The sequence below is a fragment of the Halomonas cerina genome, from assembly GCF_014192215.1.
GTDB lineage: Bacteria > Pseudomonadota > Gammaproteobacteria > Pseudomonadales > Halomonadaceae > Halomonas > Halomonas cerina.
In genome coordinates, this window is record NZ_JACHXP010000005.1 from 23,502 (window position 1) to 48,581 (window position 25,080).

25 protein-coding genes are annotated in these 25,080 nt (G+C 67.9%); 13 read left to right on the forward strand and 12 right to left on the reverse strand.

All coding sequences use genetic code 11. The features are described 5' to 3' along the window. Positions 1-152 precede the first annotated feature (152 nt). The 6 genes from gmk (at position 153) to FHR94_RS06260 (ending at position 4,853) form a co-directional block, all read left to right on the forward strand. Positions 153-785, forward strand: coding sequence for a guanylate kinase (gmk, locus tag FHR94_RS06235; protein WP_183324769.1), 633 nt, complete (start codon positions 153-155; stop codon positions 783-785). Between the two features lie 81 nt (positions 786-866). After that, positions 867-1,130 (forward strand): DNA-directed RNA polymerase subunit omega, encoded by a 264-nt coding sequence (rpoZ, locus tag FHR94_RS06240; protein ID WP_183324770.1) that lies wholly within the window; start codon positions 867-869, stop codon positions 1,128-1,130. 63 nt (positions 1,131-1,193) lie between these two features. Next, positions 1,194-3,326: a RelA/SpoT family protein gene (locus FHR94_RS06245; RefSeq protein WP_183324771.1), complete on the forward strand. Its 2,133-nt coding sequence runs from the start codon at positions 1,194-1,196 to the stop codon at positions 3,324-3,326. A gap of 84 nt (positions 3,327-3,410) precedes the next feature. Beyond that, a complete protein-coding gene (locus tag FHR94_RS06250; protein WP_183324772.1) occupies positions 3,411-3,800 on the forward strand; it encodes a RidA family protein in 390 nt (129 codons plus the stop codon). A gap of 10 nt (positions 3,801-3,810) precedes the next feature. Further along, a complete protein-coding gene (gene thpR, locus FHR94_RS06255; RefSeq protein WP_246389850.1) occupies positions 3,811-4,350 on the forward strand; it encodes an RNA 2',3'-cyclic phosphodiesterase in 540 nt (179 codons plus the stop codon). Further along, positions 4,347-4,853 (forward strand): acyloxyacyl hydrolase, encoded by a 507-nt coding sequence (locus FHR94_RS06260; RefSeq protein WP_183324773.1) that lies wholly within the window; start codon positions 4,347-4,349, stop codon positions 4,851-4,853. The genes thpR and FHR94_RS06260 overlap by 4 nt, the downstream gene beginning before the upstream one ends. A gap of 36 nt (positions 4,854-4,889) precedes the next feature. Here FHR94_RS06260 and FHR94_RS06265 read toward each other — a convergent pair whose 3' ends face one another. After that, positions 4,890-5,771, reverse strand: a complete 882-nt coding sequence (locus FHR94_RS06265; RefSeq protein ID WP_183324774.1) for an NAD-dependent epimerase/dehydratase family protein — start codon at positions 5,769-5,771, stop codon at positions 4,890-4,892. 96 nt (positions 5,772-5,867) lie between these two features. On the opposite strand from FHR94_RS06265, the gene FHR94_RS06270 reads away from it, so the two are divergent. Further along, positions 5,868-6,788: a hydrogen peroxide-inducible genes activator gene (locus FHR94_RS06270; protein WP_183324775.1), complete on the forward strand. Its 921-nt coding sequence runs from the start codon at positions 5,868-5,870 to the stop codon at positions 6,786-6,788. After that, a complete protein-coding gene (gene recG, locus FHR94_RS06275; RefSeq protein ID WP_183324776.1) occupies positions 6,785-8,866 on the forward strand; it encodes an ATP-dependent DNA helicase RecG in 2,082 nt (693 codons plus the stop codon). Before FHR94_RS06270 ends, recG begins: the two co-directional genes overlap by 4 nt. A 181-nt stretch (positions 8,867-9,047) precedes the next feature. Here the strand turns inward: recG and FHR94_RS06280 are convergent, their stop codons facing one another. The 3 genes from FHR94_RS06280 to FHR94_RS06290 form a co-directional block, all read right to left on the reverse strand. Then, positions 9,048-9,404 carry a hypothetical protein gene (locus FHR94_RS06280; RefSeq protein ID WP_183324777.1) on the reverse strand — a complete coding sequence of 119 codons (357 nt, stop codon included), beginning with the start codon at positions 9,402-9,404 and terminating at the stop codon, positions 9,048-9,050. Positions 9,405-9,501: 97 nt separating this feature from the next. Beyond that, entirely contained in the window at positions 9,502-9,978 is a 477-nt protein-coding gene (locus FHR94_RS20145; protein WP_343064638.1) for an HU family DNA-binding protein, read from the reverse strand. A 34-nt stretch (positions 9,979-10,012) separates the two neighbouring features. Next, positions 10,013-11,173: an NAD(P)/FAD-dependent oxidoreductase gene (locus FHR94_RS06290; protein WP_183324779.1), complete on the reverse strand. Its 1,161-nt coding sequence runs from the start codon at positions 11,171-11,173 to the stop codon at positions 10,013-10,015. Between the two features lie 157 nt (positions 11,174-11,330). On the opposite strand from FHR94_RS06290, the gene FHR94_RS06295 reads away from it, so the two are divergent. The 4 genes from FHR94_RS06295 (at position 11,331) to phoR (ending at position 14,882) form a co-directional block, all read left to right on the forward strand. After that, positions 11,331-11,819, forward strand: coding sequence for a chorismate--pyruvate lyase family protein (locus FHR94_RS06295; RefSeq protein WP_183324978.1), 489 nt, complete (start codon positions 11,331-11,333; stop codon positions 11,817-11,819). A 61-nt stretch (positions 11,820-11,880) separates the two neighbouring features. Further along, entirely contained in the window at positions 11,881-12,777 is an 897-nt protein-coding gene (ubiA, locus tag FHR94_RS06300) for a 4-hydroxybenzoate octaprenyltransferase (protein ID WP_183324780.1), read from the forward strand. Between the two features lie 94 nt (positions 12,778-12,871). Then, positions 12,872-13,561 (forward strand): phosphate regulon transcriptional regulator PhoB, encoded by a 690-nt coding sequence (phoB, locus tag FHR94_RS06305; protein ID WP_183324781.1) that lies wholly within the window; start codon positions 12,872-12,874, stop codon positions 13,559-13,561. A gap of 1 nt (position 13,562) precedes the next feature. After that, complete coding sequence (gene phoR / locus FHR94_RS06310) at positions 13,563-14,882, forward strand: phosphate regulon sensor histidine kinase PhoR (protein WP_183324782.1); 1,320 nt, start codon at positions 13,563-13,565, stop codon at positions 14,880-14,882. On the opposite strand, the gene cysZ is transcribed toward phoR, so the two are convergent. The 6 genes from cysZ to FHR94_RS06340 form a co-directional block, all read right to left on the reverse strand. Then, the gene (cysZ, locus tag FHR94_RS06315; RefSeq protein WP_183324783.1) at positions 14,870-15,613 is read right to left on the reverse strand and encodes a sulfate transporter CysZ; all 744 of its coding nucleotides are present in this window, start codon (positions 15,611-15,613) and stop codon (positions 14,870-14,872) included. The genes phoR and cysZ overlap by 13 nt on opposite strands. 81 nt (positions 15,614-15,694) lie before the next feature. After that, on the reverse strand, positions 15,695-16,423 hold the full coding sequence (phoU, locus tag FHR94_RS06320; protein ID WP_183324784.1) for a phosphate signaling complex protein PhoU: 729 nt from the start codon (positions 16,421-16,423) through the stop codon (positions 15,695-15,697). Positions 16,424-16,464: 41 nt separating this feature from the next. Then, positions 16,465-17,286: a phosphate ABC transporter ATP-binding protein PstB gene (pstB, locus tag FHR94_RS06325; RefSeq protein ID WP_183324785.1), complete on the reverse strand. Its 822-nt coding sequence runs from the start codon at positions 17,284-17,286 to the stop codon at positions 16,465-16,467. A 31-nt stretch (positions 17,287-17,317) separates the two neighbouring features. Next, positions 17,318-18,865: a phosphate ABC transporter permease PstA gene (gene pstA / locus FHR94_RS06330; RefSeq protein WP_183324786.1), complete on the reverse strand. Its 1,548-nt coding sequence runs from the start codon at positions 18,863-18,865 to the stop codon at positions 17,318-17,320. Further along, on the reverse strand, positions 18,862-19,983 hold the full coding sequence (locus FHR94_RS06335) for an ABC transporter permease subunit (RefSeq protein ID WP_183324787.1): 1,122 nt from the start codon (positions 19,981-19,983) through the stop codon (positions 18,862-18,864). The genes pstA and FHR94_RS06335 overlap by 4 nt, the downstream gene beginning before the upstream one ends. 76 nt (positions 19,984-20,059) lie before the next feature. Then, the gene (locus tag FHR94_RS06340; RefSeq protein ID WP_183324788.1) at positions 20,060-21,007 is read right to left on the reverse strand and encodes a PstS family phosphate ABC transporter substrate-binding protein; all 948 of its coding nucleotides are present in this window, start codon (positions 21,005-21,007) and stop codon (positions 20,060-20,062) included. A gap of 151 nt (positions 21,008-21,158) precedes the next feature. Between FHR94_RS06340 and FHR94_RS06345 the strand changes: the two genes are divergently transcribed. After that, complete coding sequence (locus FHR94_RS06345) at positions 21,159-21,566, forward strand: acyl-CoA thioesterase (RefSeq protein ID WP_183324789.1); 408 nt, start codon at positions 21,159-21,161, stop codon at positions 21,564-21,566. Between the two features lie 46 nt (positions 21,567-21,612). Here FHR94_RS06345 and FHR94_RS06350 read toward each other — a convergent pair whose 3' ends face one another. After that, the gene (locus tag FHR94_RS06350) at positions 21,613-22,719 is read right to left on the reverse strand and encodes a TRAP transporter substrate-binding protein (protein WP_183324790.1); all 1,107 of its coding nucleotides are present in this window, start codon (positions 22,717-22,719) and stop codon (positions 21,613-21,615) included. 124 nt (positions 22,720-22,843) lie between these two features. Continuing rightward, entirely contained in the window at positions 22,844-25,042 is a 2,199-nt protein-coding gene (gene uvrD, locus FHR94_RS06355; protein WP_183324791.1) for a DNA helicase II, read from the reverse strand. Positions 25,043-25,080: the final 38 nt, after the last annotated feature.

Genomic DNA, 25,080 nt, shown 5'->3' on the forward strand with positions numbered 1-25,080 from the left:
CCCCCTCTTCGACCTGTCCCCGGCGCCCCTCGCCAGACCCAACTGCGATTGCCCTGACACCTGACCGGGGAGGCTGTGGAGAAGGGGGCAATCTGTGCGATACTTCGCGCTTTCCACGCCGCCATTTTGCTGTCACATCAGGTCGCATCGCCATGTCCCAAGGTACGCTCTTCATCGTTTCCGCCCCCTCCGGGGCCGGTAAGACCAGCCTGGTGCGCGAGCTGATCGAGAGCCTCGACGGCATCCGGGTGTCGGTCTCCCACACCACCCGGCCGCGCCGCGCCGGCGAGGTCGACGGCGTGAACTACCACTTCGTCGACAAGGCCGCCTTCGAGGCGATGGTCGAGCGGGGGGAGTTCTTCGAGTATGCCCGGGTGTTCGACAACTACTACGGCACCTCGCGCCGGGCGGTACAAGCCCTGCTCGCCGCCGGCCAGGACGTGATTCTCGAGATCGACTGGCAAGGCGCCCGCCAAGTCCGCGCGCAGTTGTCCGATGCGGTGTCGATCTTCATCCTGCCGCCCTCCCGGGAGGAGCTGGAGCGCCGCCTGGCCGGCCGCGGTACCGACGAGCATGCGGTGATCGCCCGGCGCATGCGCGAGGCGGTCCAGGAGATGTCGCATCACGACGAGTACGACTACTTGGTGATCAACGATGACTTCACCACCGCCCTGCGCGAACTGCAATCGCTGGTCATCGCCCGTCGCCTGACCGTCAAGCGGGTCAGCGAGCGCCATGGCCCGCTGCTGGCGGCGCTCTTGTCAGGAGAAGCGGGGCTCGAGTAATCTATTCGGTCTACCCATCGGTGGACCCCCCGGGCGACGCCCCGGCCGGGGCTTCGCCCATCAGCATTCAGGAAGACACCCATGGCGCGAGTCACCGTCGAAGATTGTCTGGAAAATGTCGAGAACCGTTTCAAGCTGGTGATGATCTCCACCCAGCGCGCCCGCCAACTGGCTCGCGGCTCCCGCGATGCCCTGCTGCCCTGGGAGAACGACAAGCCCACCGTGATGGCGCTGCGCGAGATTGCCGAGGGACTGGTCGACCACACCGTACTGGACGAACCCGTCGAGGCGGCGCCGATGCGCATGCGCACCGGGATGGAAACGAGCCTGCCCGCCGAGGAGTGAGGCCGCCGGATCTTTCATCGCTCCCGCCTTCTGGGCCATCACGAAACCTTCAGGGCGCGCCGCATGTTCACCATCGATGACCTGGCCGACCGCCTCGGCGGCTACCTCCCCGCGGACGAGATCCGACAGGTCAAGCGCGCCTTCTACTACGCCGAGCAGGCCCATGACGGCCAGCGCCGGCGCTCCGGCGAGCCCTATGTCACCCACCCGCTGGCGGTGGCCAACATCCTCGCCAACATGCACATGGACCACCAGAGCCTGATGGCGGCCATGCTGCACGATGTCATCGAAGATACCGGGGTCTCCAAGACAGCCCTCGGCCGGCAGTTCGGCAAGCCGGTGGCGGAGCTGGTCGACGGCGTCTCCAAGCTGACCCAGATCGCCTTCGAGGATAAGGCGGTCGCTCAGGCCGAGAACTTCCAGAAGATGGTGCTGGCGATGTCCCGGGACATCCGGGTGATCATCGTCAAACTGGCTGACCGGTTGCACAACATGCGCACCCTGGGCGCCCTGCGCCCCGAGAAGAAGCGCCGCATCGCTCGCGAGACGCTGGAGATCTACGCGCGTATCGCCGGGCGGCTGGGCATCAACACCATCCGGGTCGAGCTCGAGGACCTGTCCTTCCAGGCCCTGTACCCCATGCGGGCCGAACGCATCAAGCGGGCCGTCTCCAGCGCCCGGGGGCATCGCCGCACGGCGATCCGCCAGGTGCAGAATGCCTTGCAGAAGAGCCTCGACGACGAGGGGCTGCCCGGCACCGTGGTGGGTCGACAGAAACACCTGCTGTCGATCTACAAGAAGATGCGCGACCAGCGCAAGTCCTTCGCCGAGATCATGGACGTCTTCGGCTTTCGCATCATCACCGAGGACGTCGACAGCTGCTATCGCATCCTCGGCGTGGTGCACAATCTCTACAAGCCGGTGCCGGGGCGCTTTAAGGACTACATCGCCATTCCCAAGGCCAACGGCTACCAGAGCCTGCACACTACCCTGTTTGGCCGTGGCGGCATGCCCATCGAGGTGCAGATCCGCACCCGCGAGATGGAGGCCATGGCCAACAACGGCATCGCCGCCCACTGGCTCTACAAGGCCGGTCAGACCGAGCATCCCATCGCCGAGGGCAGCCATGCCCGGGCCCGGGCCTGGGTCAAGGGCCTGCTGGAGATGCAGCGCCATGCCGGGGACTCGCTGGAGTTCATCGAGCACGTCAAGAACGACCTCTTCCCCGACGACATCTACGTGTTCACGCCCAAAGGCGACATCATGGAGCTGCCTCAGGGCGCCACGGTGATCGACTTCGCCTACAGCGTGCACACCGACATCGGCAACAGCTGCATCGCCTGCCGCATCGACCGTCACCTGGCCCCGCTCTCCACCCGCCTGGAGAGCGGCCAGACGCTCGAGATCATCACCGCTCCCGGGGCGCGGCCCAACCTGGCCTGGCTCAACGTGGTGGTCACCGCCAAGGCCCGCTCGGCGATCCGCCATGCGCTCAAGCACCAGCGCCAGACCGAAGCCGTGCAGCTGGGACGCCGCCTACTCAACAAGGCCCTGGCGGTCTTCGAGACCAGCCTCGAGGAGTTGCCCAGCGGCACGCTGGACCGCCTGCTCGAGGAGTACGCGCTGAAGCAGGAGGACGCACTGCTGGAATCCATCGGGCTCGGCACCCGGGTCGCCCATGTGGTGGCGCGGCGGCTGGTCGACCTGCAGCAGGGTGAACCATCACGACCGCTCCCCGACGGCGAGCCCCCCGCTCCCGTGCTGATCAGCGGCGCCGAGGGCATGGTGATCAAGTTCGCCCGCTGCTGCCACCCGCTGCCCGGCGACCCGGTGGTCGGCCATCTCTCGGTGGGCAAGGGCATCGTGGTGCACCGGGCCGAATGCCGCAACCTGGGCGAGTTCAAGAACGCCCCGGACAAGCTGATCGCCCTGGAGTGGTCCGACGACATCGATCAGGATTTCCCCGTCGCCCTGCGCCTCGAGATGGAGAGCCGGCGCGGCCTGGTGGCGGAACTCGCCGGACTGATCACCGATGCCGGCGCCAATATCGAGCGGATCGGCATCGAGGAGCGCGATGCCCGCCTGTCGATCGTCAACCTCACCCTGGCCGTGCGCAACCGCGTGCACCTGGCGCGTATCATCAAGCGTCTGCGCAACCTGTCTCCTGTGAGCCGCATCACCCGCCTGGGCAATTGAACCGTCCCGACCCGGCCCGCCGCCGTCACGGCGGGCCGGGTCTTTCATTGGCAAGATCCCATCGCTAACCATATGGAGCACATCATGAGCAACAAGGCCGTCATCAATACCGACCAGGCGCCCGCCGCCATCGGCCCCTACTCCCAGGCGATCAAGGCCGGCAACACCGTCTATCTTTCCGGCCAGATCCCGCTGGACCCGGCCACCATGGCGATCGCTTCCGACGACTTCGAGGCCCAGGCGCGCCAGGTCTTCACCAATCTCCAGGCCGTCTGCGAGGAGGCTGCCGGTTCCCTGCAGGATGTGGTCAAGCTCAACCTCTACCTGGTCGACCTCGACCAGTTCGCCGTCGTCAACAAGGTCATGGAGGAGTTTTTCCAGGCGCCCTTCCCGGCGCGAGCCGCGGTGGGCGTCAAGGCCCTGCCCAAGGGCAGCCAGGTCGAGGCCGAGGCGGTGATGGTGCTGGGCGACTGAGCCGATCGTCATGGCCACCGCCATGCGCCTGTTCCTGGGCCTCTTCCCGCCCCCCGAGGTGCGCGCACGCCTCGGGGCGCTGGCCGAGGCCGCCCAGGCCCACTGTGGCGGGCGGCGCATGCCCGATGACAGCCTGCACCTGACGCTGGCCTTCCTCGGCGACCAACCGGCAGAGCGCACCGAAGCCCTCGGTGACTGGCTTCGCCACCAGACGATCCTCCCGGGACACTGGCGCCTCGACCGCTGGGGCCATTTCCGTCGGCCGGGTATCGTCTGGGTCGGAAGCGCACGGCCGACACCGGCCCTGAAGGCCCTGCAGGGCGAGTTGTGGGCGGGACTGGAGGCGCTCGGCATCGGAGGGCGTCCCGAGCGGTTCGTTCCGCATATTACCCTGCTGCGCAAGGCCACGCGTCCGCCTGGCCCCGAACTGCCGCATATCGCCATATCATGGGTCTATACTCGGGTTGAGCTAATACAGTCGGTCTTAACACAACAGGGTAGCCACTATCGCACCCTCGCACGGACCGTCCTGCCCGAGGAGATCCCATGACTCGCCTGCTCAGCCGCCTCCCGACACTTGCCGCGTTCACCGCCTGTCTCGTCATACCGCCCGCCGGCGCCGCCCCCAGCCTCGAGCTGGGCACCACCAGCGAAGGCACCCCGACACTGGGCCTCACTATCGACTGGATGCGTGATCTGAGCCACTGGCACCCGGTCCTGGACCTGCGCCTGGCCACCGGCCTGCTGCTGCTGCCAGGCGACAACGGTGACGACAATGCCGCCTGGAAGCTGACGCCGGCGCTGCGCTACACCTTCGACGGCAAAGACGCCTTCCTCGAGGCCGGCGTGGGCGGTGGCCTGTTCATGGAGACGGAAGTGGGGGACCAGGCGCTGTCCACCGCCTTCCAGTTCGAGAGCCGCCTCGCCGTCGGGATGCGCTTCGCGTTCGGCGGCGAACTCGGCGCGAGTGCCGCCCACTACTCCAATGCCCGGCTGGACCTGCCCAACGAGGGGTTCGAGGTCTATTCGCTGGTCTATCGCCAAACGCTCTAGCCACGAAATCCGCCGGGCCGGGAAGCGTGACCCGCGTCAGCTCAGCGCCGGGTCCGCCGACAGGAAACCGCCCTCGCGCAGCACCTGGGCGTAGCCTTCCCGATAGGTGGGGTAGCGGAAGCCATAACCGCTGTCGAGCAGGCGGGTATTGTCGCAGCGCTTGCTGGCGCGACGGCGCAGCGGCGACTGGATGGTCTCGGTGGCCTCGACCTTGAGTTGCCTGGCCAGCCAGGCCATCACCTCGTGCAGCGGGGCGGGCTCGCAGTCGCTGGCCAGGTAGAGGTCATGGAGCGGCTCGTCCGCCAGCGCAAGACCGATCAGGTGCGCCAGCACCCCGGCACAGTCGTCGCGATGGATGCGATTGGTGTACATGGCGGGGCTCGAGGGCGCGATACGCCCCTCGCCGACCTGGCGGATGAGCCGGTCACGGCCGGGGCCGTAGATGCCCGAGAAGCGCACCACCGTGCCCGGCAGGTCGCTGTCCAGCAGCGCCTGCTCGGCCTCGCGCATCAGCGCGCCCGAAAACCCGGTGGGCTCGGCAGGACTCTGTTCATCGACCACCTCACCGGCCTGCTGGGCATAGACGCTGGTGGAGGAGACGAAGAATAGCCGGCGTGGCGGGCATGGACGGGCGACGTACTCGGCCAGCACCGTCTTCAGGCCGTCGACATAGGCGGCCCGATAGGCCCCCTCCTCGAAGCGGTCGGCACTGACCACATAGACCAAGAGGTCGGCATCCGGCAGCTCGGCCACCGCGGCGGCGTCGCCGAGGTCCGCGGCTCGTCCCTCGAGGCCCGATGCCGCCAGTCCGGCGGGGTCGCGCCGCACCCCGATCACCCGTTGGCCAGCCGTCAGCAGTTCCCGACCCAGTGCCTGGCCGATGTCCCCACATCCGAGAATAAGCGTCGTCTTCTTCACCTTTCCCTCGCCCCCTGATAAAACATCCCTATTGGCATACCGTTGCCCCTGTGCTCAGGGCCACCTGACATTTCAAGAGGATGCCCCGGCAATCAGATGACTCTAACAGAACTGCGATATATCGTAACCCTGGCCCAGGAACGCCACTTCGGGCGGGCCGCTGAGCGCTGCTTCGTCTCCCAGCCCACCCTGTCGGTGGCCGTGAAGAAGCTGGAGGAGGAGCTCGGCGTGGCCCTGTTCGAGCGTTCCAAGTCCACGGTGCAGGTGACGCCCCTGGGCGAGAAGATCGTCGAGCAGGCCCAGCGAGTCCTCGAGCAGAGCAGCGTGATCAAGGAGCTGGCCTCCGCCGGCCGTGACCAGTTGGCCAGCCCCCTGCGCATCGGCGCCATCTACACCATCGGCCCCTACCTCTTTCCGCACCTGATCCCGGAGCTGACCCGCCGGGCCCCGCAGATGCCGCTCTACATCGAGGAGGGCTTCACCGGCAACCTGCGTCGCAAGCTCAGGAGCGGCGAGCTCGATGCCATCATCGTGTCACTGCCCTTCACCGAGACCGATGTGGTCACCAAGCCGCTCTACGAGGAGGCCTTCGAGGTATTGCTACCGGCCGATCATCCCTGGGCCGTGCGGGAAAGCATCGACAAGGAGGACCTGCTCCAGGAACGGCTGTTGCTGCTCGGCGAGGGCCACTGCTTCCGCGACCAGATCCTCGAAACCTGTCCGGCCATCAGTCACAAACTCAACAGCCCCAGCAACACCCTCACCGCCGAGGGCGGCTCGCTGGAGACCATCCGCCACATGGTCGCCTCCAAGCTCGGCATCACCGTGCTGCCGCGCTCGGCCATCGGCACCGGCCACTACGAGAGCGGCCTGCTGGTCAGCCGACCCTTCTCGGCGCCGGCGCCCTCGCGGACCGTCGCCATCGCCTGGCGCGCCAGCTTTCCCCGCCCCCGGGCCATCGATGTCGTCACCCGGGCCATCGGGCACTGTCGCGAGGCCGAGCTCGACCCGGCATGAGCGACCTCGACGCACCGGTCACCACGCTCAAGGGCGTCGGCGAGGCACTGGCCGGCAAGCTCGCCCGCCTGCATATCGTCTCGGTGGCCGACCTGCTGTTCCATCTGCCGTTGCGCTACCAGGACCGCACCCGCATCACCCCCATCGCCACGCTGCGCGCCGGCCACGAGGCGGTGGTGGAGGGTGAGGTCATGGCCGCCGAGGTCGTCCGAGGGCGCCGTCGCAGCCTGCTGGTGCGACTGCGCGACGGCTCCGGCATCCTCAGCCTGCGCTTCTTCCATTTCTCCCCGGCCCAGCAGCAGCAGTTCCGTCCCGGCGTACGCCTGCGCGGCTTCGGCGAGGCTCGCGCCGGGGCCACCGGGCTCGAGCTCTACCACCCGGAGTATCGGCTGCTCAGCGACGATGCCCCACCGGTGGAGGATCATCTGACGCCGATCTATCCCGCCACCGAGGGGCTCCATCAGGCCCGGCTGCGGGCACTGATCGAGCAGGCCCTGACCTGCCTCGATACGGCCCCCGAGGCACTGCCGGACGGGATTCCCGCCGAGCTGCGCCGCCGCTTCGACCTGCCGGCCCTGCATCACTGCCTGCAGGTGCTGCACCGCCCCCCGCCAGACACGGACCCGGCACCGCTCGCCGCCGGACAACATCCCTGCGTGCGGCGACTGGCCCTGGAGGAGCTGCTCGCCCATCAGCTGAGCCTGCGCGAGGTACGCCGCCGCATCCAGGTCGACGGCGCCCCGGCGCTGCCGTCGGGGCGCAGCCTGCAGGCACGCTTTTTGACCCAGCTGCCCTTCTCGCTGACCGCGGCCCAGCGCCGGGTGCTCGACGAGATCGCTGCCGACCTGGCCCGTGAAGTGCCAATGCTGCGCCTGGTCCAGGGTGACGTGGGCTCGGGCAAGACGGTGGTGGCGGCGATGGCGGCCCTGTCGGCCATCGCCGGCGACTGCCAGGCCGCGATGATGGCCCCCACGGAGCTGCTCGCCGAGCAGCACTACCGGGCCTTCCGTGCCTGGTTCGAGCCGCTGGGCATCGAGGTGGCGTGGCTGTCCGGCAAGCTCAAGGGCAAGCCTCGCCTGGACACCAAGGCGGCGATCCTCGACGGCCGAGCGCGGATGGTGGTCGGCACCCATGCGCTGTTCCAGGGCGACGTGCACTTCCAGCGCCTGGGCCTGGCGATCATCGACGAGCAGCACCGCTTCGGGGTCCACCAGCGCCTCGCCCTGCGCGAGAAGGGCGAGGCCGGCGGCCTCACCCCCCACCAGCTGGTGATGACCGCCACCCCGATCCCCCGCACCCTGGCCATGAGCGCCTATGCGGACCTCGACGTCTCGGTGATCGACGAACTGCCCCCTGGCCGCACCCCGGTGAAGACGGTCGTGGTGCCCGACGAGCGGCGTCCCGAGGTGGTCGCACGGATCCGCCATGCCTGCGCCGAGGGGCGTCAGGCCTATTGGGTCTGCACCCTCATCGAGGAGTCCGAGGCCCTGCAGTGCCAGGCGGCGGAAGCCACCTGGGACGAGCTGGTGGAGACCCTGCCGGAACTGGCTATCGGCCTGGTGCACGGTCGTCTGAAGGCCGCCGAGAAGGCCGAGGTGATGGCGGCCTTCAAAGCCGGTGAGCTCGACCTGCTGATCGCCACCACGGTGATCGAGGTGGGGGTCGATGTGCCCAACGCCAGCCTGATGATCATCGAGAACCCCGAGCGCCTGGGGCTCTCGCAGCTGCACCAGCTGCGCGGCCGCGTCGGGCGCGGCGCCACGGAGAGCTTCTGTGTGCTGCTCTACCACCCGCCGCTCTCGGCCCACTCGCGCCAGCGGCTGGCGGTGCTGCGCGAGACCACCGACGGCTTTCGCATCGCCGAGAAGGATCTCGAGATCCGCGGTCCCGGCGAGATGCTCGGCACTCGACAGACCGGCCTGGCCCAGATGAAGGTCGCCGACCTGGAACGCGATGCCGACCTGCTGCCTCGGATCACCCCGCTGGCCGAGGCCCTGCTGGCCAGCCACCCGGAGGCCAGCCGGCCGCTGATCCGTCGCTGGCTGGGCGAGGAAGCCGGGCGCTATGGGCAGGTCTGACGGCGCTGCGGGCTGCGGGCTGCGGGCTGCGGGCTGCGGGCTGCGGGCTGCGGGCTGCGGGCTGCGGGCTGCGGGCTGCGGGCTGCGGGCTGCGGGCTGCGGGCAGTCTCCGTGAGAATCAAGCCTGCTGCCAACCGCTCGAGGCCCGAAGCTCGTGGCTCGTGAGCGGCGTAGCCGCGTCTTACAGGTGCTTGAGCAACTTCTGCAGCTTCTGCAGATCGCCGGAGTCGCCGACCAGGCGCACGCTGCCGGCCATCATGCCGCCGAGGAAGGCCTGCTGGGTGGGCTTCTTCAGGACCTTGAGCGCCGTGGCCTCGTCTTCGAAGCGCAGCTCCAGGTCAAGGTCCACCGGCAATCCCCTGCCGGTGCGGATGCCGCGAGGAGACATGCGGTAGTGGCGAGCAATGGCCAGATCCTCGGTGGCGATGCCCCAGTCGAGGCCTCGCATCTCCGTCAGCAGCTCACGGAAACGGGCCTTGCGTCGCAGGGCGCGCTTGAGCAGCAGGCCCAGCATCCACAGCGTCAGTCGCAGCTTCATGTCGCATGCCACCGGGGTCAGGAAATCGAGATCGAAAGGACGTGAGACGGCCCGACCGACAAGGGCGAGCCGCATGCGTCCTGGCCATGGCCAAGTCTTACCTGGCGACGGCGTCCTTGAGGCCCTTGCCAGGCTTGAACGCCACGGTCCGGCTGGCCGGGATGGTGAGCGGCTCACCGGTCTGGGGATTCTTGCCGGTGCGAGCGGCTCGCTCGCGCACGGAGAAGGTGCCGAAACCGATCAAGGACACATCCTGGCCGTCGGACACCGAGCCGGTGATCTCATCGAGAATGACATTGAGCACCTGGCTGGCCTTGTCCTTGGACAGATCGGCCCGTTCGGCGATCGCCGCGGCGAGTTCTGGCTTGCGCATACAGCCCTCCTGAGTATGGCGTAGGCCGGCGAGGGTCGTCGCCGGCCCCTGGTGGTTGGGACAGTTGTCGAGACATTGGCCAGGCCTACCGCACCTGGCGATCCCCCGCGCCTCCCCGGCAACGGACCGGCGTCGCCTCGGGGACGACGAGGCGTGAGCGTGACGACATAAGGATGCTCTCGGCCGTGACGACACCACCACAGCCCGATGGCGGACGGCCCCGTTGTTGACGTCACTAGCCTAGCAACGGCGGCGCCGCCCGCGCTAGTTCGACTTTCCGACGCACGCAGCCTCCCGTCAACGCAAAACCCAGCAAACGCCCGTCTTCGGCCTCGGCGAAGGCGGCCAGATCCGCGCCCTCCCCCTCGATGCGCCAGCGACAGGGAGGCTCGGTGGGCGGCAGCGAGACCACCGGCAGCAACGGCGTCTTGACCAGTACCGGCCAGGGGCCATAGCGCACGGGCGTGGGCGTACCGGCCAGTGTCCGGGCCAGAGCCTTGACGCCGGCCAGCAGCGGCTGGACATACATCGCATTGAGACCATCGACACAGGCCACATCCCCCAGGGCGTAGATGCCCGTCGCCGAGGTAGCGAGTCGACGATCGGTGCGGATGCCCGCCACCCCGACCGCGAGCCCGGACGCCTCGGCCAGCTCGCTGCGCGGCCTAAGGCCCGTGGCCACCAACACCAGATCGGCCTCGAGGATGGCGCCATCATCCAGCCCCAGGCCGATATTGCCGCCGACGGTCACCAACTCGTTCACCCAACGTCCGGTGTGCAGCACCATGCCCGCCGCCTGGAAGGCCTCGCCCAACGCCCGCCCCAGCGGTTCCGGCAGCAGCCGCGGCAGGGGCGCCGACTCGGGGGCGACCAGTTCGACCCGATGGCCACCGGCGGCCAGGTCGTTGGCGAACTCACAGCCGACCAGACCGATGCCGACGATCGCTACGCGCCCCGGCCGCCCCAAGGCGGCCAGGGCATCATGGAAGGCTCGATAATCGTCGAGGTCATTGATGGTGAAGACCCTGTCGGCCAGTGCCTCGGGGATGGTGAAGGGGGCCACCGGTGCGGCGCCGGTGGCCAGCACCAGCTCGCTCCAGGGCAGCCGCTCCGCGCCGATGGTCAGCAGGCGAGCCGCCGGGTCGAGGGCTTCGACCCGAGTCCGGGTGCGCATCACCACGTTCAACGTCTCGGCCACGTCGAGGGCCGAACGGCTGGCCAAGCGCTCGGGCGGGAGCCCCTTGGCGAACCCGGTCGAGAGCAGCGGCTTGGCATAGTCATCACCGCTGTCGGCGGTGATCAGGGTGATGGGGCGATCCGGCGCGTAGTCGCGTAGCTGTCGCGCCAGGCCGAGACCGGCCATGCCGGTGCCGATGATGGTCAGGGGAGCGGTCATGGTCATCCTTCGGAAACGGGCCATGGCGGCCCGCGACGTGAAATGCGTGAAATCCCCCATGATACACTACCGTTCCCGGAATCGACGTGGAGCCTCCGTGAGCCAGGGACCGGTCACCCTTCCCCGATGGCGCCCGCTGGCGGCGGCGCGTCCCGCCATGCCCCCAGTCTGGTGGCACTGGGTCGCCTCGCGCGACTCGCTCACCCGGCGCCTGGTCGCGGCGGGCGCGCCCCGCGCGTTCCGGGTACGGCTGCTCGACCAGCGGATCGACCGTCCGCACCGCGACGAGGCCCTGGCACTGGGCATTCCCATTGCCCAGTGGGCCTGGCTGCGCGAGGTGGCGCTATGCCTCGACGAGCGTCCCTGGGTGTTGGCCCGCTCGGTGGCCCCGCTGTCGCGGTTGCGGGGTCAGCGGCTCGAGCGGCTCGGCGACCGCTCGCTGGGCAGTTGGCTGTTCCGCCAGCCAGACCTGATACGCGGCCCCCTCGAGGCGACGGCCGACCCACCGCCCTTCGGCCACACCCTGCCGGTGGCCGCGGGTCCCTGGGGACGCCGCTCGGTGCTGCGCCACGGGCACTTCGCCGTGCTGGTGCAGGAGTTCTTTCTGGCGTCCATGGCGGATGACCTCGGGCTGCCGTCGCGGTAGGCTCTGCCCAGGCCCCGGCGCTCGACGCCGGGGCAAGCACCGACCCACTCGAGAGACCGTGATGGACCGTACCCTGATGCGCCCCAAGGGGCTTGCTCGCCTGCCGGATTTCCTGCACCTGACGCGCCTCGACCGTCCCATCGGCACCTGGTTGCTGATGTGGCCGACCCTGTGGGCACTGTGGATTGCCGCCGACGGCATTCCCGCCCGCGACGTGCTGTTGATCTTCATCGCCGGGGTCTACCTGATGCGGGCCGCGGGCTGCGTAGTTAACGACTATGCCGACCGCCACTTCGATGGCCACGTCAAGCGCACCAAAAACCGCCCGCTGGCCACCGGCCGCATCAGCGAAGGCGAGGCCAAGACGCTGTTCGTGATCCTGGTGATAGCGGCCTTCGTGCTGGTATGGTTCACCAACCTCTTCACCGTGATGCTCTCGCTGGTGGGCGTGGTGCTGGCCTTCATCTATCCCTTCATGAAGCGCTATACCCACCTGCCCCAGGCGTTTTTGGGCGCGGCCTTCTCCTGGGCGATTCCCATGGCCTTCGGCGCCGTGTTGGGCACGGTGCCCCCCGTAGCCTGGCTGCTGTTCGCCGCCAACGTGGTCTGGACCGTGGCCTACGATACCGAGTACGCCATGGTCGACCGCGACGATGACCTGAAGATCGGCATCAAGTCCACCGCCGTGCTGTTCGGCCGCGCCGACCGACTGATGATCGGGGCGCTGCAGCTGCTCACCCTGGCCTTGCTCGCCTGGGCCGGGTCGTGGCTGGCGCTGGGTGGCTTCTTCTGGCTGGGGCTTTCCGCCATGGCGGTCACCTTCGTGCATCAGCAGGTGCTGATCCGGAAACGGGATCGCGATCGCTGCTTCCAGGCCTTCCTCAACAACCACTGGTCGGGGCTGGTGCTCTTCGCCGGCATCGCGCTCTCCCTGTGGCCGGCACTGAACGGTGGCTGAGCGCAGCGACAGGACGGCACTGTCACGCTATTGTCATCGGGACGTGCTGTCATCGTCACCGCACTGTCACTGACCTTGACCACGAGGCACCGGGATGACCGCCAAGACCGTTCTGATCGTCGATGACGAGGCGCCGATCCGCGAGATGATTGCGGTGGCACTGGAGATGGCCGACTATCGCGTCCTCGAGGCAGACAATGCTCAGGCCGCACACGCCATGATCGTCGACCACCAACCCGACCTGGTGTTACTGGACTGGATGATGCCCGGCACCAGCGGCATCGAGCTGGCCCGCCGCCTCAAGCGCGAGGAGCTTACCGCCGAGCTGCCGATCATCATGCTCACCGCCAAGGGCGAGGAGGACAACAAGATCCAGGGGCTCGAGGCCGGAGCCGATGACTATATCACCAAGCCCTTCTCCCCCCGAGAGTTGGTCGCCCGGCTGAAGGCGGTGCTGCGCCGGGCCACGCCGCGCGGCGTCGAGGAACCGGTGGAGGTCGAGGGGCTACTGCTCGACCCGGCCAGCCATCGGGTCAGCGTCGACGGCCAGTCGCTGGAGATGGGCCCCACCGAATACCGTCTGCTGCAGTTCTTCATGACCCACCAGGAGCGGGCCTACACCCGGGGCCAGCTGCTCGATCAGGTGTGGGGCGGCAATGTCTACGTGGAGGAGCGTACCGTGGACGTGCACATCCGGCGCCTGCGCAAGGCGCTGGGCGAGCCCCACCAGCAGCTGATCCAGACGGTGCGCGGGACCGGCTACCGCTTCTCCACCAAGGGCTGACGTGAAGCGCCTCTGGCGACGCGAATTGTGGCGCCTGGCCGCCCTCGTGGCCGCCGGCGCGCTGGTCGGCTGGCCCTTCGCCGCCGTCGGCAGCGGCATCGCGGTGGGGCTCGCCCTCTATCTGTTTCACCACTTGCGCCAACTGCACGCACTTCATGACTGGTTGACCCACCGGCCCAACCAGGAACCCCCGACCACCATCGGCCTGTGGGGCGAACTGTTCGACCGTCTCTACCGCTACCAGAAGAGCCAGCATCTCACCCAACGACGCCTGCGGACCACCCTGCAGCGCATCCAGGAATCCTCCGAGGCGATGCGTGACAGCGTGGTGATGCTCGACAGCCACGGTGACCTGGAGTGGTGGAACAGTGCCGCCGAGACGATGCTCGGCCTCAAGCCCCGGCTCGACCGTGGCCAGCACATCACCAACCTGCTGCGCGACCCGCGCTTCGTGAACTACTTCCACGCCAAGGATTACCGTGAGCCCCTCACCCTGGCGTCGCCCATCGACGAGTCGCGGATCCTACAGTTCCAGATCACCCTCTACGGGGATGACGAGCGCCTGGTGATGGCTCGGGACATCACGCGACTGCACCGCCTTGAGCAGATGCGCCGCGACTTCGTGGCCAACGTTTCCCACGAGCTGAGAACCCCCCTAACGGTGCTGACCGGCTACCTGGAGACCTATGGCGACATGGCCGATCAACTGCCGTCGCGCCTCGCCCGGGGCCTGTCGCAGATGCAGGCCCAGACCGAGCGTATGCAGAACCTGGTCAACGACCTGCTGCTGCTCTCGCGGCTGGAGACCGACCAGGGCGGCGGCGATCACGCGCCCCTGACGCTGCCTCCCCTGCTGGAGCGTGTGCGCCGCGATGCCGAGGCGCTGTCTGGCGGACACCAGCGCATCGAGGTCGAGGTGACGGAGCCCCGCCGCCTGGCCGGCAGCGAGCAGGAGATCCACAGCGCGCTCTCCAACCTGGCCTTCAATGCCGTGCGCTATGCCGGCGAGGGCCGCCATATCGTGCTGCGCTGGCGCCCCGCCGGCGCCGGCGCCTGCCTGGAGGTCCAGGATGACGGCGAGGGCATCGACCCGCTGCATATCCCGCGACTCACCGAGCGCTTCTATCGTGTCGACAAGGGCCGCAGCACCGCCACCGGCGGCACCGGCCTGGGGCTGGCCATCGTCAAGCACGTGCTGCTGCGCCACGATGCCCGCCTCGAGATCATCTCCCGTCCCGGCCAGGGCGCCACCTTCCGCTGTGTCTTCCCCGCCGAGCGACTGCAGACTGCGACGGCAAGCGATACCGCTCAGCGCGCCTGAGAAGACCCCGCGACCGGCGCCAGGGGCCGGTAGTGACGGTCCCACATCAGCACCGAGGCGGCCACGGCGCCGGGCAGCAGGAAGAGGTTGGCCAGCGGCAACCAGGTGATCAGGGTGACCCAGCCGCCGTAGGTCAGGGTCGGCCACCAGCGGGCCGAGAGTCGACGGCGCATGTCGCGAAAGCTCACTTGGTTGTTGTCCATGGGGTAGTCGAGGTAGGTGATGGCCATGATCCAGGCCGAGAAGGCCAGCCACAGTAGCGGACTGATCAGATTGAGTACCGGGATCCAGCCGATCACGAACAGCACCGCCATGCGCGGCAGGATGTAGGCCAGCTTGACCATCTCGCGTCCCAGGGCGTCCAGGGCGGTTTTCGCCAGACCGCGATCGTCCCGTGGCGCTCGGCCGGTGGCCACCGTCTCCACCTTCTCGGCCAGGAAACCGTAGAAGGGGGCGGCGATCAGGTGGGTCACCAGCGAGAAAGTGAAGAAGACGATCAGCACCAGGCTGACCACGAACAGCGGCCAGATCAGCCAGGAGAGCCAGTCCAGCCAACCCGGGACCATGGCCATCCAGCTGTCCAGCCAGCCGCCAAAATGGGTGAGCACATAGGCCAGCATGGCGGCATAGACCAGCAGGTTGACCAGGATCGGCAGGAAGACATAGCGCCGCAGGCCGCGCGTATAGACCAGGCGGGTCCCGCGGGTGAGCGCCGTGAAGGCATCGAGCATACTTGAGGGTCCTTGGCACACGAAAGCAGGTCATCGCCCGGGGCGACGGCCTGCACATTGACGGTCAAACGCCGAGCGCGGTCAACCCTTGGGGCCAAGCTCCTCCTCGTCGAGGTCATCCGGATCAGTATGGCGGATATCGAGCCCCTTGACCAGGTAGACCACGTACTCGGCCAGGTTGTTGGCGTGGTCACCGATGCGCTCCAGGGCGCGCAGGATCCACATCAGGCTGAGCACCGGCGAGATGGCGCGCGCATCCTCCATCATGAAGGTCATCAACGAGCGCATGGCGCTGCGATACTCGTTGTCGACCTCCTCGTCCTCATGGACCAGCTGCAAGGCCAGCTGGGTATCGAGACGGGCGAAGGAGGTCAGCGCATCGCGGACCATGCGACGCACGTGCTCGCTGATCAACCGCACCTCGACGAAGCCGCGGGTGCCGTTGTTGGCATCGATCAGCTCACAAGCGTTGCGGGCGATCTTGCTCGCCTCGTCGCCGATGCGCTCCAGGTCGGAGGCGGCGCGGATCACCGCCAACACCAGGCGCAGATCGGAGGCGGTGGGTTGTCGACGGGCCAGCACCTGGGTGCACTCCTCGTCGATCTTGATCTGCATGTCGTTGACCGCCCGGTCGTTGTCGACCACCCGCCGGCCGAGGTCCGAGTCGCTCTCGAGCAGGGCGGCGACCGCATCCTGGACCTGTTTCTCGACCAGGCCGCCCATCGCCATCAGGTGGGTCTTGAGTTCATCGAGCTCCTGGTTGAACTGCCGAGAGATATGCTGGCTGTGGATGTCGCTGGTAATGTCCATGGGGTTCTCCTTGGAGGCAGGGCCCGATCATACGCCGTGGGTCAGGCCATGCGCCCGGTGATGTAGTTCTCGGTACGCCTCAGGCGTGGATTGGTGAACAGGGTATCGGTGGGGCCGTATTCCACCAGCTCGCCGCCCTGCAGGAAGGCGGTATAGTCCGAGACCCGTGCCGCCTGCTGCATGTTGTGGGTGACCAGCACCAGGGTCAGCGTCGACTTCAGGTTGCGGATCAGCTCCTCGATCTTCAGCGTCGAGATGGGGTCCAGCGCCGAGGCCGGCTCGTCCAGCAGCAGCACCTCGGGCCCCACCGCCAGGGTCCGGGCGATCACTAGGCGCTGCTGCTGGCCGCCGGACAGCGACCAGGCCGAGGCCTGCAGGCGATCCTTGACCTCGTGCCACAGCGCCGCCGAGCGCAGCGCCCACTCGACGGTGTCGTCACGCTTGCGCTTCGAGACCCTGCCCTGCAGGCGCAGCCCGAAGGCCACGTTGTCGTAGATCGACATAGGAAAAGGGTTCGGTGCCTGAAAGACCATCCCCACCCGCCGGCGCAGCTCCGCTACCGACACTTCGGGGGCGTGGATGTCCTGGCCATCGAGCAGGATCCGGCCCTCGCGCACCACCTCCTCGTTGAGATCGTGCAGACGGTTCAGCGCCCGCAACAGCGTCGACTTGCCACATCCCGAAGGGCCGATGAAGGCCGTGACCCGATGGCGTGGCACCCGCAATGACAGGGCCTCGAGCGCCGGCGTGTCGCCATAGGCGAGGCTCAGCCCCTGAATCTCCAGGCAGCTGGCCTCGGGGGCAAAGTCGATGCAGGCCCCGGCCAAGCGAGGCGCGAAGCGAGGGTCCCGGGTGGCGGACATCACGGCTCCTGTTGACACGACGCTGCCGGCCTCAGCGAGGCGACGGCATGCCATGCCGTACTCTCAGATAGTGACGAAGAAATATTGCAGTCAAATTAAGCACCAGAATCACTAGCACCAGCAGCAGGGCGGTGGCGTAGGCCAGTGGTAGCGCCGCCTGGAGATCACCACTGTGCAGGGCCACATCATAGACATGATACCCGAGGTGCATGAACTTGCGGTCCAGGTGCAGGAAGGGAAAGTGGCCATCCACCGGCACTTGGGGCGCCAGCTTGGCCACCCCCACCAGCATCAGCGGGGCGACCTCACCGGCGGCCCGGGCCACGGCGAGGATCAGGCCGGTGAGCATGGCCGGTGTGGCCATCGGCAGCACCACCCGGCTAAGCATCTCGAGCCGCGTAGCGCCGAGCGCCAGCGCCCCCTCGCGCTGCTGGTCGGGAATCCGCGCCAGCCCTTCCTCGGTGGCCACGATCACCACCGGCAGGGTCAGCAGCGCCAGGGTCAGCGAGGCCCACAGCAAGCCGCCGGTCCCGAAGGTCGGGGACGGCAGGCGCTCCTCGAAGAACCAGGTATCCAGGGTGCCGCCGATGCCGTAGACGAAGACCCCTAACCCGAAGACCCCGTAGACGATGGAGGGCACCCCGGCCAGGTTGCGCACGGCGATACGGACCAGCCGGGTGACACGTCCCTGATGGGCCACCTCGTTGAGATAGACCGCCGCCAGCACGCCGAACGGCATGACCATCACCGACATCAGGATCACCATCAGCACGGTGCCGAAGATCGCCGGCCAGACGCCCCCCCGGGTATTGGCGGCCCGCGGCCCTTCGGTGAGAAAGCGCCACACCGCATCACTCCAGTCGGCGAGCTTGTCGATCGCCGACATGGCGTTGGGACGCCGCGCCGACTGCAGCGCTTCCAACGGCACCACGAGACGCTCGCCTCCAGCAGCCCGCAGAATCAGGCGGCCCCCCTCCATCGCTGCCTGCAGTTCCTGGAGTCGGGCATAGGCACGGGTCAGCTCAGGGGTGTCACCGTCTCCAGGCTCCCGCTCACTGACATGTGGCAGAATGACCGTCTCACGCAGCCGGTCACGGGTCTCGCGCAGTCCCTGCAAGACGTGCAGACGTTCCTGCAGGGCGGTCCAGGCGCGTGCTCCCTCGATCCATCGGCCGTCTTCCCGGGTCATACCGACCAGCCAGCCGACCATCTCGTCGCCACGGCGACGCTCGACACGGACCAGCTCCCGCGGATATTCCACTTCGGTGATGGCCGCCACGGGGACCCAGGCCCAGACACCGTCCTCGAGCTCGGCATTGCCGGTGCGATATAGTCGTTCCCGCCCGTCCCCGGGCAGTGCGACCTCACGCACCGGCACGCCGGCCAGTTGCTGGCCGTCGGCAAGGGTCACCAGGGCGACATCGGCCGGCCAGAAATGCCCCAGGCCGCGCACCGTCAGCAGCAGCAGCAAGGCCGCCAGGGCCAGCAAGGAAAGCGCCACGCTACCCGCCGACAGCCAGGCCCAGGGACCCTCGCCGCGGGGTGTCCGACCGCGCCAGGCGTGCCAGACACCGATCATGCATTCCCTCCCAGCTGTCGGTAACGGCGTCGAAGCCCGGTCCGCACCAGCTCGGCCAGGGTATTGACCAGGAAGGTGAAGAGGAACAGCAGCAGGGCCGCCAGCATCAGCCAGCGGTAGTGGGCCCCGCCGGGATCCGCCTCAGGCAGCTCGATGGCAATACCGGCCGCCAGGGACTGTAGACCGTCCAGGGGATTGAGGGTCATCAGGGCGGCATTGCCGCTGGCCATCAGCACGATCATGGTCTCGCCCACCGCACGGCCGGCGCCGATCATTACCGCCGCCAGGACCCCGGGCGAGGCCGCCGGCAGCATCACCCGCCACAGGGTCTGCCAGCGGGTGGCGCCCAGCGCCTGGGCCCCCTCGGCCAGGCTGGACGGAACCCCGGAGAGTGCCTCCTCGGCTAGCGCGTAGACACTGGGTATCACCGCGAACCCCATGGCGACACCGACCACCAGGGCATTGCGCATGGCCACGTCCAGCCCCAGCCCCTGCTCCAGCCAGTCCCTCAGGTCCCCGCCGAACCACCAAACCTCGAGCCAGGGCGATAGCCACAGTGCCGTGGCCATAACCAGCAGCAGCCAGGGAACCAGCCACAGGCCTGCATAGCCCATCGGCAGCCACCGCTGCCAGCGGTACGGGAGGCAGGCGCGCAGGCCGGCCGCTAGCAGCAGCCCGGGCGGGAGCAGCACTATGAGGGCGAAGACCTCTCCCAGGTGACGTTCCACCCAGGGCGCCATCACCAAGCCGGCCACGAAGCCGATGACCACGCCGGGCAGGGCTTCCATCAGCTCCAAGGTCGGCTTGAGCCGGCTGCGCAGGCGCCGCGACATGAACATCGCCGAGTGGATCGCCGCCCCCAGCGACAGGGGCACGGCAATCACCAGCGACCAGGCCGCCGCCTCCAGGGTCCCCCAGGCCAGGGCACTCAGCCCCAGGGTCTCCGTGCCGGAGGGCAGCCAGAGCAGCGGCAGCGCCTCTAGGGCCAGGAAGACACCGATGGCCAGTACCGCGACCACCACCCCGATGCCCCCGGCCGTGATCAGGGCCGTGGCCAGGCGATCGCGTGCCTGACGCAGGCGGCGCCGCGACGAGGTGTCGGGAGAGGCATCGGACATGGGCAGAGCCTTCGGGAAACGGGAATGCTAGCGCCACACTACGACAGTGTCATGACAATCGCATGACGGCCAAGGATCAGTTAGCCGATGTGGCCAGCCCCAGGGCTTGACGCTGGCGCATCATGACGTCGGGGGGGAGCGGCACGAAGTCCAGCGCCTCGACCACGGCCTGCCCGGCCGGTGACAGCACCAGTTCGAGGAAGGCCCGCTCGGGGGCTGGCAGGGACTCGCCGGGCGGCAGGTTGACATAGAGATAGAGGTTCCGCGCCAGGGTGTAGTCACCGCTGGCCACCGACGCCGCATCGGGCCAATGCAGGGCGCCATCGGCATCCCGCCTGGCCAGCCGCTTGACCCCGGCATCGAGGTGATTGAGGCCAGCGTAGCCGAGCGCCCGGGGGTCCTCGGCCACCGCCGCCACCACGGCCGCAGAGCCGGGATGCTGGCTCACTTCCGGGCGGAACTGGCCGCCGCAGAGGGCCACTCGCCGGAAGAGCCCATGGGTACCGGACGCGGCGTTGCGACCATGCAGGCGGATCCGGCCCTCCGGCAGGCCTTTCCCCAGCTGCTGCCAGCGGGTGATGGCATGCTTCCCCCCGCAGCGGCGGTTCACCGAGAAGATTGCGTCCAGTTCCTCCCGGCTAAGACTCTGCAGGGGATTGTGGCGATGCACCACCACCACCAGGGCATCCTTGGCCACCACCAGTTCCAGAGGCGGGTAGCCGTGCTGGGCGATGAAGGCCTGCCGCTCACCCTCGGTCATGGGACGCGACATGGGGCCCAGCCGGGTGGTGCCGGCCGTCAGGGCGGGGGGCGCACTGGCCGACCCGCTGGCCTGCAGCTGCAGGCGCAGGCCGGGATGCTCACGGGCGAGACGCTCGCCCCAGCGCAGCATCAGCCCGGCCATGGTATCCGAGCCCACGGTGTCCAGGGTGCCTGTCGGATGATCCGCCATCGCCGAACCGACGAAAAGACCGGCCATGAGCAGCAGGCCGGCTAGCAGCCGGTGACGGACAGGTGATGCCATACGGCCTCCGGGAGGGGAGAAAACGAAAAAGGATCATGCGCCTGGAGGTCGACCCACCCTGGCGTTTACCATGATGCGCTGATGCAGGGTGGCAGCGCCACCTGATCACGCCCCATGCAAGCGACAACAACAATCCAGACAGATCACGCCCATGACCGAACCCGATGATGTCCCTACCCCTCGCGGCCACCTGACCCTCAAGCTGCTGGCCAGCCGCCAGGACACCAATGTCCACGGCGACCTGCCCGGAGGCTGGCTGGTCGCCCTCATGGACCAGGCCGCTGAGGTCGCCGCCAGCCACGAGGCACGCGGCCGCACCGCCACCGTGGCCATCGAGGCCATGGATTTCCTCAGCCCGGTCCGGGTGGGCTCCATGGTCAGCATCTTTACCGAGGTGCGCGAGATCGGTCACAGCTCGATCAAGATCGACGTCGAGGTGTGGATCCGCCCTCCCCAGGAGCGCGACCCCTTCGAGCTGCACAAGGTGACCGCGGTGCGCTTCGTGATGGTCGCCCTGGACGACAATGGCCGTATCCGTGCCGTGCGCCAGCACGGCTGATCGGTTGTCTTGCCATGCCCAGCGCCGGCTTGTCTGCGGGAGCGGTCTAGTCGCCCGGTGACACCTCGGCCCGTACCTGCTCCCGCGCCTTCAGGTAGGCGAACTCGCCCACGTCGGTGAAGGGCCTGACCTTTTGCTGGAAGGCCCGATAGGAGTCGTAGACCTTGCGCGACTGTGGATCGCTGTCGACCTGCGCCTGGAGCACCTGCTGCGAGGACTCGAACAGCGCGGCCATGACGTCATCGGGGAAGGTCCTGAGTTCCACGCCATGCTCGCTGACCAGGGTCTGCAGCGCCTCAGCATTGCGCAGCGCGAACTCGCTGATCATCGCCAGGTTGGAGGCCCGGGCCGCCTCGCTGACCACGGCCTTGAGGTCATCGGGCAGTGCCTTCCAGGCATCCAGGTTGACGGTGCCCTCGAGGACGGCACTCGGCTCGTTCCAGGCGGAAGTGTAGTAGTACCGGGCAACCTGGTGCAGGCCGAAGGCCAGGTCATTGTAGGGGCCCACCCAGTCGGCGGCGTCCAGGACCCCGGTCTGCATGGCGGTGAAGATCTCACCGCCGGGCATGTTCACCGTGGTCACTCCGATGCCGTTCATCGCCTGGCCGGCCAGGCCCGGCAGACGCAGCTTGAGCCCCTGCATGTCCTCCAGGGAGTCGATCTCCTTCTTGAACCAGCCCGCCATCTGGGTGCCGGTGTTGCCCACCGGGAAGGGCTTGAGGTTGTGCTCGGCATAGAGTTCGTCCCACAGCGCCTGACCGTCGCCGTAGTAGAGCCAGGCGTTGGTCTCGGTGGTGGTCATGCCGAAGGGCACGGCGGTGAAGAACTGCGAGGCCGGGGTCTTGCCGCGCCAGTAGTAGGAGGCGGAGTGCCCCATTTCGGCGGTGCCCTGACTCACAGCGTCGAAGACCTCCATGGCCGGCACCAGCTCGCCGGCGCCATGCACCCGGATGCGCATCCGGCCCCCGGACATCCGCTCGATTCGTGCGGCGAAGTCATTGGCCCCGGTCCCCAGGGCAGGAAAGTTCTTCGGCCAGGAGGTCACCATGTCCCAGGTGATGGTCGGCTGGGCGGTGGCGCTGGTAACGAAGGGCGCGGCGACGGCGCCGGTGGCACCGGCGCCGAGGGTCTTGAGAAACTTCCGACGTTGCATGGCGGACGAGGCTCCAGGGTGGCGGTCGAGGCGCGGATTGCGCGGTGTCTGCCTCGGAGTATGCGCGACAATCGATTTGACCGGCAAGCCGAAGGGGATGACGCTGACGTCAACGGAAAGATAACTAGAGGGGGGTCAGCTTGGCAAAGCCCAGCACCAGCCACTTGTCGCCCTCGCCCTCGAAGCTGACCTGGACCCGGGCCCGTTCGCCCTCGCCCTCGGCATTGAGGATCACCCCCTCGCCGAACACCGGGTGGCTGACCCGCTGACCGAGGCTCAGGCTGGGCAGCTCGCCACCGCCATTCACCCGGGTCTGGCGGGGGGCGGGCCGCGAGGCGGTGACCGGACGCGAGACCTGGCCGCGCAGGCGTACCTCCTCGAGGCACGCCTCGGGCAACTCGCGCAGAAAGCGCGAGGGGCGCTGGAAGGTCTCCTTGCCATGCAGGCGGCGGATCTCGGCATGGGTCAGGTAGAGCTTATGCATGGCACGGGTCAGCCCCACATAGCACAGCCGCCGCTCCTCCTCCAGGCGGCCGGGCTCCTCCAGCGACATCCGGTGGGGGAAGAGTCCCTCCTCCACGCCGGCAATGAACACCACCGGGAACTCCAGGCCCTTGGCCGAGTGCAGCGTCATCAGCTGCACGCCGTCCTCGAACTCGTCGGCCTCGTGATCGCCGGCATTCAGCGCCGCCTCGACCAGGAAGGCCTCCAGCGCCGCCATGCCCTCGCCTGCCTCCGGCGGCTCGAAGGCCTCGCCCTGGGTGAAGGCCCGGGCGGCGGTGACCAGTTCCTCGAGGTTCTCGACCCGCGCTTGGCCCTTCTCGCCCTTCTCGTGGCGGTGATGTTCCACCAGGCCGGAACGCTCGTTGACGTGGTCGATGATCTCATGGAGCGCCAGGCCCGCGGTCTCGTTGTCGAGGCGTTCGATGAGGTCGGCGAAGGCCTTGACCGCCGAGGCGGCGCGCCCCTTCAGCGAGCCGTCGAGCTGGACGTCATGCAGCGCCTGCCACAGCGAGACGCCGCTCTGGCGGGCCTGCTCGCGCAGCACCTCCACGGTGCGGGTACCGATGCCCCGCGCGGGCAGGTTGATCACCCGCTCCAGCGAGGCATCGTCGTCACGATTGAGCAGCAGACGTAGGTAGGCCAGGGCGTTCTTGATCTCCAGGCGCTCGTAAAAGCGCTGGCCGCCATAGATGCGATAGGGCACGCCCTGGCGGATCAGGGTCTCCTCCAGCACCCGTGACTGGGCATTGGAGCGGTAGAGGATGGCGATGTCGCGGCGGCTGATGCCCGCCTCGACCTTCTCGCGGAGGGTATCGACGATGAAGCGGGCCTCGTCGAGGTCATTGAAGCCGCTGTAGAGCGAGATCGGCTCGCCCCGATCGCCGGCGGTCCACAACTCCTTGCCCATGCGCTCGGCATTGTGGTGGATCAGGGCGTTGGCGGCCTCGAGGATGGCGCTGGTGGAGCGGTAGTTCTGTTCCAGACGCACCGTCCGGGTGGCTGGAAACTCCTGCTCGAAACGCCGGATGTTCTCGATCCGCGCGCCGCGCCAGCCGTAGATCGACTGGTCGTCGTCGCCCACCACCGTCATCGGCGTGCGCATGCCGGTGAGCAGCTTGAGCCAGGCGTACTGCAGGGTGTTGGTGTCTTGGAACTCGTCGACCAGCACATGGGCGAAGCGCGCCTGATAGTGAGCCAGCAGCGCCGGATTGTCACGCAGCAGCTCGAGGCTTCGCAGCAGCAGCTCACCGAAGTCCACCAGGCCGCCACGCTCGCAGGTCAGCTGATAGCGTTCAAAGAGCTCGACCATCTGGGCCAGGTAGGCGTCGCCATGGGCATCCACCTGATGGGGACGCAGGCCCTCCTCCTTGCAGCCCGAGATGAAGGACTGGACTTGGCGCGGCGGGAAGCGCTCGTCGTCGATGCGGTTATCCTTGAGCAGACGCTTGATCAGCCTAAGCTGATCATCGCTATCGATGATCTGGAAGTGCTGGGGCAGGCGGGCATCCTGCCAGTGAGTGCGCAGCAGGCGATGGGCGATGGAGTGGAAGGTCCCGACCCAGACGTGGCGCAGCGAGATGCCCAGCAGCGCCTCCAGGCGGGTGCGCATCTCGCGGGCGGCCTTGTTGGTGAAGGTCACCGCCAGCACGGCATAGGGTGAGAGGCCCTCGGCCTGCATCAGCCAGGCGATGCGATGCACGAGTACCCGGGTCTTGCCGGAGCCCGCCCCGGCCAGCACCAGCATGTTGCCCTGGGGAGCGCTGACGGCCTCTCGCTGGGCCGGGTTCAGGTGGTCGAGAATCGCCGTGACGTCGTCCATGGGGAAGGCATCGCTGCTCGGAAAATGGGCGGACAGCT